General features: G+C 70.9%; 12 protein-coding genes. 8 read left to right on the top strand and 4 right to left on the bottom strand.

The features are described 5' to 3' along the window. Positions 1-50: 50 nt before the first annotated feature. The 4 genes from EST92_RS28455 to EST92_RS28440 all read left to right on the top strand — a co-directional run bounded on the left by EST92_RS28455 (position 51) and on the right by EST92_RS28440 (position 4,139). Positions 51-1,250, top strand: a complete 1,200-nt coding sequence (locus EST92_RS28455) for a sugar kinase (RefSeq protein WP_129283599.1) — start codon at positions 51-53, stop codon at positions 1,248-1,250. Between the two features lie 55 nt (positions 1,251-1,305). After that, a complete protein-coding gene (locus EST92_RS28450; protein WP_129283598.1) occupies positions 1,306-2,085 on the top strand; it encodes an IclR family transcriptional regulator in 780 nt (259 codons plus the stop codon). A 5-nt stretch (positions 2,086-2,090) separates the two neighbouring features. Further along, the gene (locus EST92_RS28445; RefSeq protein ID WP_129283597.1) at positions 2,091-2,501 is read left to right on the top strand and encodes a RidA family protein; all 411 of its coding nucleotides are present in this window, start codon (positions 2,091-2,093) and stop codon (positions 2,499-2,501) included. A gap of 162 nt (positions 2,502-2,663) precedes the next feature. Continuing rightward, entirely contained in the window at positions 2,664-4,139 is a 1,476-nt protein-coding gene (locus tag EST92_RS28440) for a gluconate:H+ symporter (RefSeq protein ID WP_129283596.1), read from the top strand. A 60-nt stretch (positions 4,140-4,199) separates the two neighbouring features. On the opposite strand, the gene EST92_RS28435 is transcribed toward EST92_RS28440, so the two are convergent. Continuing rightward, positions 4,200-4,688: an ATP-binding protein gene (locus EST92_RS28435; RefSeq protein ID WP_129283595.1), complete on the bottom strand. Its 489-nt coding sequence runs from the start codon at positions 4,686-4,688 to the stop codon at positions 4,200-4,202. 270 nt (positions 4,689-4,958) lie between these two features. Between EST92_RS28435 and EST92_RS28430 the strand changes: the two genes are divergently transcribed. From EST92_RS28430 to EST92_RS28410, 4 genes are all read left to right on the top strand, one after another. Beyond that, positions 4,959-5,810 (top strand): Scr1 family TA system antitoxin-like transcriptional regulator, encoded by an 852-nt coding sequence (locus EST92_RS28430; RefSeq protein ID WP_129283594.1) that lies wholly within the window; start codon positions 4,959-4,961, stop codon positions 5,808-5,810. A gap of 10 nt (positions 5,811-5,820) precedes the next feature. Further along, a complete protein-coding gene (locus EST92_RS28425; protein WP_129283593.1) occupies positions 5,821-6,012 on the top strand; it encodes a hypothetical protein in 192 nt (63 codons plus the stop codon). A gap of 283 nt (positions 6,013-6,295) precedes the next feature. Further along, positions 6,296-7,171, top strand: a complete 876-nt coding sequence (locus tag EST92_RS28420; protein WP_129283592.1) for a methyltransferase domain-containing protein — start codon at positions 6,296-6,298, stop codon at positions 7,169-7,171. Positions 7,172-7,317: 146 nt separating this feature from the next. After that, positions 7,318-7,509 (top strand): hypothetical protein, encoded by a 192-nt coding sequence (locus EST92_RS28410; RefSeq protein ID WP_129283591.1) that lies wholly within the window; start codon positions 7,318-7,320, stop codon positions 7,507-7,509. On the opposite strand, the gene EST92_RS28405 is transcribed toward EST92_RS28410, so the two are convergent. From EST92_RS28405 to EST92_RS28395, 3 genes are all read right to left on the bottom strand, one after another. Next, on the bottom strand, positions 7,506-8,063 hold the full coding sequence (locus tag EST92_RS28405) for a TetR/AcrR family transcriptional regulator (protein ID WP_129283590.1): 558 nt from the start codon (positions 8,061-8,063) through the stop codon (positions 7,506-7,508). The genes EST92_RS28410 and EST92_RS28405 overlap by 4 nt on opposite strands. Beyond that, entirely contained in the window at positions 8,060-8,491 is a 432-nt protein-coding gene (locus tag EST92_RS28400) for an SRPBCC domain-containing protein (protein WP_129283589.1), read from the bottom strand. The genes EST92_RS28405 and EST92_RS28400 overlap by 4 nt, the downstream gene beginning before the upstream one ends. A 295-nt stretch (positions 8,492-8,786) precedes the next feature. After that, positions 8,787-10,136 carry a M14 family metallopeptidase gene (locus EST92_RS28395; protein WP_129283588.1) on the bottom strand — a complete coding sequence of 450 codons (1,350 nt, stop codon included), beginning with the start codon at positions 10,134-10,136 and terminating at the stop codon, positions 8,787-8,789. Between the last annotated feature and the right edge of the window lie 254 nt (positions 10,137-10,390).

The following is a 10,390-nucleotide window of genomic DNA, read 5'->3' as shown; positions in this document are numbered from 1 at the left end:
CCGACTTCCAGCTGATCTGCTACGTCGACTCGCTGCGCGGCATCGAGCTGATGGACCGCGCGCTGCGGGAGGCCGGCACCCCCGCCCGGGACGCCGAGGTCGTCTGCCTCGGCGAGTCGATGGTCACCTTCCTGCCCCGCGCCCCCGGCCGGCTCGCCGAGGTCCCCGCCTTCGACCGCGCGATCGGCGGCGCCGAATCCAATGTCGCCTGCACCCTCGCCCGCGCCGGACACACCGCCCGCTGGGTCTCCCGGGTCGGCACCGACGGCTTCGGCGACCACCTCCTGGCCGCCGTCGCCGGCTGCGGCGTCGACACCTCCCACGTCCAGCGCGACCCGCTGCGCCCCACCGGCATCTACTTCCGTACCGCCGGCGAGCGCGCCACCGGCCTCGACGGCGAGACCGCCGACCGCGGCGAGGTCCTCTATTACCGCGCCGGCTCCGCCGCCTCCGCCATGACCCCCGGCCTCCTCGACCGCGCGGCGCTGCACCGCGCCCGCATCCTCCACCTCACCGGCATCACCGCCGCCCTGTCCGACGGCTGCCTCGACGTCCTGCGCACCCTCACCCGCCGCACCCCGGACCGCCCGCTGGTCTCCTTCGACGTCAACTACCGCGCGGGCCTGTGGCGCGACCCCGCCCAGGGCCCCGGGCTCCTCCTCGGCCTCGCCCGCGGCTGCGACCTGGTCTTCGTCGGCGAGGACGAGGCCGCGGCCGCCTGGGACCTGCACGGTTCCGGCGCCGTACGCGCCGCCCTGCCCGAGCCCGCCACCCTCGTCGTCAAGCACGGCGCGGCCGGCGCCACCGCCTTCGACCGGCAGGCCGACGGCACCGACGCCGTCACCTTCGCCCCCGGCCTCCGGGTCGAGGTCGTCGCACCGGTCGGCGCCGGTGACGCCTTCGCCGCCGGCTTCCTCTCCGGCACCCTGCGCGCGCTGCCCGTGGTCACCCGCCTCCGGCTCGGCCATCTGATGGCCGCCGCCTCCCTCACCGTCCCCGGCGACCTCGGCACCCCGCCCGGCCGGGCCCTCGCCGACCGCCTCGCCGCCCTCGCCCCCGCCGACTGGGCCGCCCTGCGCCTCGGCCCCGGCTGGACGGCCGACGGGGGGCACCGCACGGGCGGCGGCACGGGCGCCGGCAACGGCACCGTGCCCGACCCGAGAACGCCGAACCCGCCGGCCACCGCCCGTCCGAGCACCGCCGAACGGCACGCACCCTGCCGTTCCCGGGACAGTGAGGTACGCACATGAGCCCGACCGCCGAACGGCACGCCCCCGGTCGCTGCGCCGACAGTGAGGTACGCACATGAGCCAGACCGTCGACCGCGCACTGAGCATCCTCCCGCTGCTCGCGGAGGGCCCGGCCGGCCTCGAACAGGTCGCGGTCCGGCTCGGCGTGCACAAATCCACCGCCCTGCGCCTGCTGCGCACCCTGCACGAGCACGGCATGGTCTACCGCCAGGCCGACCAGCGCTACCGCCTGGGCGCCCGGCTCTTCGCGCTCGCCCAGCAGGCCGCCGAGAACCTCGACGTACGGGAGATCGCCCACCCCCACCTCGTCGCCCTCAACGAGACCTGCGGACACACCGTCCACCTCGCGGTCCTGGAGGAGAACGAGGTCCTCTACATCGACAAGGTCGAGAGCCGCTACCCGGTCCGGATGTACTCCCGGATCGGCAAGCCGGTCGCGATCACCGTCGCCGCGGTCGCCAAGCTGCTCCTCGCCGACCTGCCCGAACCCGAGCGCCGCGCCCTCGCGGAGAAGCTCGACTACCCCCGCTACACGCCCCGCTCGACGCCCGACGCCACGGCCTTCCTCGCCGAACTGGCCACGGTCCGCGAACAGGGCTGGGCCACCGACCTCGGTGGCCACGAGGAGTCCATCAACTGCGTCGGTGCGCCCGTCCGCGGCACGGACGGGCGCGTGGTCGCCGCCATGTCGGTCTCCGCACCGAACGTCGTCGTCACCGCCGAGGAACTCCTCACCCTGCTCCCCCTGGTACGCCGCACCGCCGACGCCATCAGCCGGGAGTACTCCGGAACCGCCGTCCCCCCACCGTCCGCCGGCCCCGTACAGGAAGCCTGACCACCATGACCGACAAGACCGCACTCACCCCGGCCACCCACACCACCCCGCCCGCGACGTTCTCCCACGGCGTCAAGAAGGGCAACCTCCTCCAGGTCGCCGGCCAGGTCGGCTTCCTGCCCGCCGCCGAGGGCCGGGCCCCCACCCCGGCCGGTCCCACCCTGCGCGAACAGACCCTCCAGACCCTCGCCAACGTCAAAGCCGTCCTCGAAGAAGGAGGCGCCGGTTGGGACGACGCGATGATGATCCGCGTCTACCTCACCGACGTGGCGCACTTCGCCGAGCTGAACGAGATCTACGACGCCTACTTCGCGGAGCAGGGCCTGAAGCAGGCCCCCGCCGCCCGCACCACCGTCTACGTCGGTCTGCCGCCCGGCCTGCTCATCGAGATCGACGCCCTCGCGGTGCTGAGCTGAGGCGCCGACTCCCTTGTCCCGCCTGCCGTTAGCGCCACTCGGCGCACACCGTTCGCCGTACGGCACGGCGCCCCGTACCGACGGGTCGCCGTGCCGCGGACCACCCTGCCCGGAGCTGCCGTCAGGGACCTGTGGGCCCCTGCCTGACAACGGAGTCGCCCCATGTTCCTCGCCGCCACGACCGCCCCCGCCCCACCGCCCCCGCACACCGGCGGACTGCTCGCCCTGATACCCGGCACCGCGGGGCTGCTGACGGTCGCCGCCCTGGGCATCGCCCTGCTCCTCGTCCTGATCATCAAGGTCCGGCTGCAGCCGTTCGTGGCCCTGCTGACGGTCTCCCTCGCGGTGGGCCTGGCCGCCGGGCTCTCCGTCACCGAACTCTTCGGCACGGTGCAGAAGTCCGACGCCGTCTCGCTGATCGAGTCCGGCATGGGCGGCATCCTCGGGCACGTCGCCATCATCATCGGCCTGGGCACCATGCTCGGCGCGATCCTCGAAGTCTCCGGCGGCGCCGAGGTGTTGAGCGCCCGCCTGCTCGGCCTCTTCGGCGCGCGGCGCGAACCGCTCGCCATGGGCCTGACCGGCCTGATCTTCGGCATACCCGTCTTCTTCGACGTCGGCATCTTCGTCCTCGCCCCCCTCGTCTACGCGGCGGCCAAGAGGTCCGGGAAGTCGATCCTGCTCTTCTGCATGCCGCTCCTCGCGGGCCTGTCCATGACCCACGCCTTCCTGCCGCCGCACCCCGGCCCGGTCGCCGCCGCCGGCCTCTTCAAGGTCGACCTGGGCTGGATCATCCTCATGGGCCTGGTCTGCGGCCTCCCCGCCGTCCTCGCCGCCTGGGGCTACGCGGCCTGGATCGGCAAGCGCCTCTTCGTCCCCGTCCCGCAGGACATGGCCGAGGCAGCCGAGGAGGCGAAGGCCGCGGTCACCGCGGAGCAGGCCGCGACGGGTGTACGGCCGCACGAGACGCCGGTCTCCCTGGCCACCGTCCTCACCCTCATCGGCACCCCGCTGCTCCTCATCCTCCTGGCGACCTTCTCCTCCATCGCCCTGGCCCCCTCGACCGGCCGGTCGGTGATCGAGTTCTTCGGCCACCCCTTCGTCGCCCTGACCATCGCCCTGCTGATGTCGTACTACCTGCTGGGCATCCGCCGCGGCTGGTCCCGTACGTCCCTGGAGACCGTCTCCACCGCGTCGTTGAAGCCGGTGGGCAACATCATCCTGGTCGTCGGCGCCGGCGGCGTCTTCGGCGCCGTCCTCAAGGGCAGCGGCGTGGCCACCGCCCTCTCCGACACCTTCCACGACCTCGGCCTCCCCGTCCTCGTCCTCGCCTACCTCCTCTCCCTGGTGCTGCGCGTCGCCCAGGGCTCGGCGACCGTCGCCATCGTCACCACGGCCGGCATCGTCGTCCCGCTGGTCGACGGTCAGGGCATGTCCCAGCCCCACCTGGCGCTGATCATCATGGCGATCTCGGCCGGCTCGATCTTCGCCTCGCACGTGAACGACGGGGGCTTCTGGATGGTGTCGAAGTACTTCGGCATCTCGGAACGGGACACCCTGAAGTCCTGGACGGTGCTGGAATCGGTGCTGTCGGTCGCGGGGTTCGCGGTGGCGGCGGTGGTCGCCATCTTCGTATAGCTGCTGTATCTGCTGTAGCTGGACGGGTCGCCCGGCACCACGGGCGGGCGCCCCCTCGGCTCACGCCGCCCGCCCGTACGCCCGAGCTCCCGCGTACGGCAGTACGGCCCACAACCGCGTCCCGCCACCGGGCTCCGGCGACTCCCCGAACCCCCAGTCGTCGTCGCAGGCATGCATCACACAGGCCAGCAGCAGGAGCACGGATCGCCGCCTGCCGTCGCAGGCCGCCGCGAGACGGCGGTGGGCATGTCGCGGGTGCCCGTCGTACAGGCTGATGCGCAGCGCGTCGTCGCGATAGCGCAGTGACAGGTAGACGCTGTCGGACGGCGTGAACAGACAGGCACAAGCGGCCAGTTCACCGACCACCTGGATTGCGGCTGCGGTCACGTCGTGCAGTCCGTGCGCCTCCAGGATCGTACGGGCGGCCGAGCGTGCCACGGCCGGACTGGCGAGTGCGGCGGGAAGGGTGAGGCTGTAGGCCAGGGATTCCGGGACGCGAGGTGGGCGCGTGTCAACGGCGTGCGGGCAGATGTTCACGGCTGCGGACATGGCAACTCCCTGATGCAGAGGGTTGGTTGATGACACGGCAGCCGGTGGCCTGTCTCCCTGGCGCGACCGTCCCCTCTCAGGGCAGGAGAATGCGGGCAGGCTCGCGCGATGCGCTTCCGACTGCGTTGAGCGTAAGCGTTGCGTTACTGACTGTAGGGGTGTCGGGGGTATCGTGTCCACGTGGCTAGGGGTAAATACCCCTAGCCCGCTTCGTGGACTCGTAGGGCGCATCAGCGGCAGACTGTCCCCGACCACGGCAGAAAGGGCTGCATGTCGACCAGGACCACGCCAACCGTGCGGCAAAGGCGGCTTGGCGCCGAGCTACGCAAGATGCGTCTCGCCGCCGGTGCTACGACCGAGTACGCCGCCGGGTTGTTGGGCATCGATCGCACGCGGGTTTCCAACATGGAGAGTGGCGTCAGGCCGGTCTCCCCTGACCGTGTGCGCACCTTGGCCTGCAACTACGCCTGTCCGGACGCGTCGTACGTCGAAGCTCTCGTCGACATGGCCGCGATCCGGGAGCGCGGCTGGTGGGAGCGGTACCGGGGCACGCTCGCCGCCGGGCTGCTGGACATCGCGGAGCTGGAGTGGCATGCCGCGCGCATCAGCACCACGCAGACAGTCCACGTTCCCGGGCTGTTCCAGACCGAGGACTACGCCCGAGCAGTCTTCACCGCTGTTTTGCCGCCTCCGACGCGACTCGAAGTCGAATTGCGAGTCGCCCACCGGATGGAGCGCCAAAAGGTCTTCGAGCGGCCCGCGCCTCCCACCTATGTCGCCTACGTCCACGAAGCGGCGCTGCGTATGAGGTTCGGCGGTGCCGAAGTCATGCGTCACCAGCTCAAGCACCTGTGCCATGCGTCGGAACGCGAGGGAATCGACGTACGGGTACTTCCGGTGGATGTGGGGGCGTTCCCAGGGGCTGGACATGCTCTCCTGTACGCGGAAGGCGTCGTGCCTCAGCTCGACACGGTGCAACTGGACTCTGCCCACGGCCCGGAATTCACGCACGCCGAAGCCCAGCTCGCGAAGTACCGCGCCCATCTGGACTGGATGGACAACGCGTCGCTCTCGGCCCCGACTTCGCGAGACGTCATCCGCAACATCGAGCGTTCACTCTAGAAAGGTCACCATGCGAGACATCAGCTGGGAAGCGCCCTACTGCGGCGAAGGAAACAACTGCTTCCGCCTCGGCACCGACGAAGACGGCAACGCCTACATCGCCGTGGCCGGCGCCGAGGGCACCTACATAACCGACAGCCGCGAAGCCCTCCGCACGCTCATCCGCGAGATAAAGGCGGGTAAGGCGGACCATCTGCTCTAGTACCTCCACCCAGCCGCGTTCACCGATGAGTGGCCAGCGCTGCCGCGAGACCTCTTGTAGAGGGTTCATGACGGCCCGTCGGGTAGGAAGCCCTGGGGGCAAGACGGTGTCGGTGTGTGGGGTCTCGGCCCCGGATCCCGAACTGGAGAAGAGGTACCACCCGTCGTACCACCCGTCGCCCGTCAAGAACGGGGACGCGCATCTGCTGGTTCCGCCGGCCGTGTGAGGCATCCCTCTCCCGTCGTCGTGGCGCTGGTGGCCCGGGAAGGTCGATCATGTGGTCATGACCTCCTCGCCCCGCCCGCCGCACGACGGTGGTCGACCGGATCCGCTGGGCGGGACCACCGCGCCCGGTGGAGAGCCCGCTCCCGCCCGCGGGTACCTGTTGGACAACGCGCGCGCCGAGGCGGGCGAGCGATTCGTGTGGCTGGCCGAGCTGTTCGACGGTGTGACGCGCGGGCACTTCGATCGACTGGGGGTCAGGGCCGGCTCGCGCTGCTGGGAAGTGGGGGCCGGTGGCCCCAGTATCCCGGAGGCGCTCGCGGCGGCCGTCGGTCCGACCGGGCACGTGCTGGTCACGGACATCGACCCGTCGTGGCTGAAGGCAGGCGACGGGTACGAGGTGCGCCGGCACGACGTCGCCGCCGATCCGCCGCCGGAGCCGGGGACGTTCGATCTGGTGCACGCCCGGCTCGTGCTGGTCCATGTACCCGACCGGGCACGCGCGTTGGCCACGATGGCGGCAGCGCTACGGCCCGGCGGCTGGCTGCTGGTCGAGGACGCCGATACCGCTCTGCAGCCACTGGCCTGCCTGGACGACCGCGGCCCTGCGCAGCAGCGGGCCAACCGGCTGCGCGACGCGGTCCGCGAGCTGCTGAGGCGCCGCGGCGCGGACCTGAGCTACGGCCGGACACTGCCGCGGGCATTGCGTGAGGCAGGCTTGGTGGATGTCGCCGCGGCGGGCACTTTCCCGGTCGGCGGGCCGGCCTGCGACCGGCTGGAGGCGGCGACCATCCGGCACGTGCGCGGCGAGCTGCTCGCGGCCGGCCTGGCCGACGACGCCGAGATCGACGCGCACCTGGCCGCCATCCACGCGGGCACACTCGACCTGACACTCGCGCCGCTGATCTCGGCCTGGGGGCGCCGTCCAATGCCTTGAGCCGGATCAGGCGGTGACTCACGCACGCTGAGGCCCAGCCCGCGAAGTACCGCGCCCATCTGCACCATATGGAGCGCCCGTCGCGGTCGGTCCCGGCTTCGCGTGACTTCATCCGCAACGTCGAGCGCCCACTCTAGGAGGTCACCATGCGAGACATCCGCTGGGAAGAGCCGTTCTGTGCCGAGGGCTCTGCCTGCTTCCGCCTCGGCACCGACGAAGACGGCAACGCCTATATCGCCGTGGCAGGCGCTGAGGACACCTACGTAACCGACAGCCGCGAGGCCCTCCGTACCCTCATCCGCGAGATACAGGCGGGTAAGGCAGACCATCTGCTCTAGGTGGATCCGGGTGCCGCGAAGACCCGAGCGCCCGCCTGCCAGGTGCGGCTGAGGTCTGAGCCGTCGGGGTAGCGGCCGTCGAGTTCGAGGACGACCATTCCGTGCGCGTACGACCAGAGGGCCTGGGCGAGGTGGGAGTCCTCGGTGGCGAGGAAGAAGGGGCTGCCGGCCCACTCCTCCAACCCGTCGGGCAAGGCCTTGCGAGGCAGGGGGCCAGTGGTGGCGAGACGGTACAGGCCCGGGTGAGCGAGCGCGTGCCGTCGGTATGCGGCCAGGAGTACCGGGATGCGGTCGGGGGTGGACGCCTTGGACAGAGCGGCGTGCAGGGCGGCGCCCATCTCGGCGAGCCCGTCTTCCACGAGGGCTGCTTCCACGGCTTCCTTGTTGCGAAAGTGTTTGTAGAGGGAGGGGGCGCGGATGGCGAGGCGTTCGGCGAGCGCGCGCATGGTGAGCTCGTTGCGGCCGCGCTCTTCCAGCAGGTCGCGGGCGGCGGCGGCGATTTGGGCGGCGCGGGGGGTGCGCGGGGTGCGGGTTGGCTGCTGGACGGCGTTCACTGCTGCTCAGCTCGCTTCTTGAGGGCGGTGTTCATGGCCACGAAGGCGTCGTGGACATCGAGCTTGCGGCGTACGAAGGGTACGGCCACGAGCGCGCCGGTGAAGGTCTCTGCCTGAGTGAGCCGTACGCTGCCGGGCCCGGTGTCCTCGATGAGGAAGGAGTGTTCCCCGTCGAGGAGACGGGGTGCCCAAAGCCGCCCGAGCCAGCGCAGCTCCTGCCCGGGTACCGCGGCGCGGACCGTGGGGCGGAAGCGCATGGTGGCACCGTTGCTGACGAGGAGGTTCTCCAGCACAGCGCCCACTTCGGCCGTGCCCTTGGCGCTGACGACAAAGGGATTCCACTGCGCGTAGGCGTCGAAGTCGGTGAGCACCTGCCACACGCGGAGGGCCGAAGCGGCGATGTCGACGTGGGTGCGGACGGTGTACATGAGGGCTCCGGGCGCGAGGCGGCGGTGGCTAACGGCGTTAGCCTCGATCGAGCGTAAGGCTCACGCCGTTAGCCGCGCAAGCGTACGAACCTTGCGGGCATGGCCCTTCGCTGGGCTGGGCGGGTCGGGGTGGTTCCGGTGCTGTCGAGGTCGCGGCCGGCATGGCGCGGCCGCCCTTCAGATTCGGAACGCCAGCCGACCGGTCGGGCCTCCCCTCCGGGTGTACCCGCCGCCCGGCCTCGGCGGGCCCGCGCCGCAGCGGCGCGGGCCCGCCTTCGGGTCCGGCAGTCGTGCGTCAACTCCCTTTGCAGTATTGCCCTTCCTTGCCGATCGCGCGGTACGGGCAGTCGGCGAGGTCCAGCAGCTTGAGGACCGCCTCGCGGTTGCGGGAGGTCTCCTTGGGGATCACCGTGTCCTTCGGGTAGAAGCCACCGGAGCCGAACGAGGACGGGTACATCTCGAAGGTGTAGGCAAAGATCTTCTGGTTCCCCCACAGCCAGTCGTCGATGGAGCCGTCGGTGATGTAGAGGTCGCTGGACTGCTCGGGGGTGTAGCCGTTGCTCGCGGCCATGCTCTTGCCGATGGCGGCGAAGGCGTCGTGGTCGTCCTGCGTCATGCCGGGGCCGGTGTCGTCGTCGGTGTAGCCGAAGGGCCACAGGACCAGTTCGCTGTAGGTGTGGAAGTCGATGGCGGCCTTGATCTGCTGCTTTCCGCCGACGATGCGGCTGCGGACGAAGGAGGAGACGACCTTCACCTCGGGGGCGGAGGCGGGGGACGCGCCACGGTACGTCTCGGAGGAGGTGCTGGACGACGAGCCGCCGCAGCAGCCCCACTTGAAGTCCCAGTTGCGGTTGAGGTCGGTGCCGACGTTGCGGGAACCGGCGTTGGGCTGGCGGTTCTTGCGCCAGCTGCGGAACGAGCCGGAGGCGATGTCGTAGGCGCCGCCGTCCGGGTTCAGGTCCGGAATGATCCAGATCTCGCGGGAGTCCAGCAGCTTGGTGATGCGGGGGTCACTCCCGTACTTCGAGGTGAACTCGCCCAGGAGGTACAGGGCCATCTCGACGGTGAGGTGTTCCCTGGCGTGCTGGTGCGCGGTGAAGAGGACCTCGGGCTCCGCCTCGTCCTTGGTGACGTTCCGGCTGACCTTGAGGGCGAGGATGTTGCGGCCCTCCTGGGAGGTGCCGATGACCTTCTTGCTGACGAGGGTCGGGTACTTGGCGACGACGGCGTCGATCTCCTTCGTGGCCTCGTCGTACGTGTGGTACTTCGTGTACCCGGCGGGGAAATCCCTGACCCGGGTGCCGGGGGAGACCGGACGGGTGGCCGGCGGGTCGGGCAACCGGCGAAGTGTATAGCCCAGTTGGTGGACGGCCGCGGCCTGGGCGCGGTCGGCGGTGATGACGACGGCGCGGGCGTGCACCTCGTCGACGGTGGCGCCGGTCGTGGTGAGCGCGGCGCGCTGGGCGGGCGAGGCGGGGCCGGACACCTCGTACTGGTGCGGGAGTTCGGGGCCGGCCGCAGTGCCGGCGGCGGGTGCGTCGGGCGGGGTGCCGATTGCCTGGGCGGCGGCGACGGGGGCGGCGAGGGCGAGGGAGAGGAGTGCGGCGAGGACGGTGCTGCGTCCGCCGCGGATACGTGGTCGCATGCGGTCTCCTGTGGGGTGTGAGCGAAGCGACGACGTGAGTGTGGGGCCCTGTCATGGGCGGGTCAAGATGTGCGCCGGTCAGATGCGCCGGCAGGTGCGGCGACCAGATGCACCGTCAGATGCGACGGCCCGATGCGGGCGACCAGATGTGAGTAGCGGGCCGCCGCCCTCGTCCCCGTTACCTTTTAGATGGCCCCGATGATCTTGGGGCTCCCGGCCTTCTGGCCCGGCATGACTATGTCCCCCTGTCGACC

This window comes from Streptomyces sp. TM32, from assembly GCF_004122755.1.
Classification (GTDB): domain Bacteria; phylum Actinomycetota; class Actinomycetes; order Streptomycetales; family Streptomycetaceae; genus Streptomyces; species Streptomyces sioyaensis.
Note: the sequence above shows the minus strand (reverse complement) of the source record. Positions and strands in the feature narration are given on the sequence as shown.

Excerpts from the sequence above, each read along its gene's own strand:
- EST92_RS28455 (WP_129283599.1), top strand. The coding sequence starts at position 51 with ATGGACCGCGCGCTGCGGGAGGCCGGCACCCCCGCCCGGGACGCCGAG.
- EST92_RS28450 (WP_129283598.1), top strand. The coding sequence starts at position 1,306 with ATGAGCCAGACCGTCGACCGCGCACTGAGCATCCTCCCGCTGCTCGCG.
- EST92_RS28445 (WP_129283597.1), top strand. The coding sequence starts at position 2,091 with ATGACCGACAAGACCGCACTCACCCCGGCCACCCACACCACCCCGCCC.
- EST92_RS28440 (WP_129283596.1), top strand. The coding sequence starts at position 2,664 with ATGTTCCTCGCCGCCACGACCGCCCCCGCCCCACCGCCCCCGCACACC.
- EST92_RS28435 (WP_129283595.1), bottom strand. The coding sequence starts at position 4,688 with ATGTCCGCAGCCGTGAACATCTGCCCGCACGCCGTTGACACGCGCCCA.
- EST92_RS28430 (WP_129283594.1), top strand. The coding sequence starts at position 4,959 with ATGTCGACCAGGACCACGCCAACCGTGCGGCAAAGGCGGCTTGGCGCC.
- EST92_RS28425 (WP_129283593.1), top strand. The coding sequence starts at position 5,821 with ATGCGAGACATCAGCTGGGAAGCGCCCTACTGCGGCGAAGGAAACAAC.
- EST92_RS28420 (WP_129283592.1), top strand. The coding sequence starts at position 6,296 with ATGACCTCCTCGCCCCGCCCGCCGCACGACGGTGGTCGACCGGATCCG.
- EST92_RS28410 (WP_129283591.1), top strand. The coding sequence starts at position 7,318 with ATGCGAGACATCCGCTGGGAAGAGCCGTTCTGTGCCGAGGGCTCTGCC.
- EST92_RS28400 (WP_129283589.1), bottom strand. The coding sequence starts at position 8,491 with ATGTACACCGTCCGCACCCACGTCGACATCGCCGCTTCGGCCCTCCGC.
- EST92_RS28395 (WP_129283588.1), bottom strand. The coding sequence starts at position 10,136 with ATGCGACCACGTATCCGCGGCGGACGCAGCACCGTCCTCGCCGCACTC.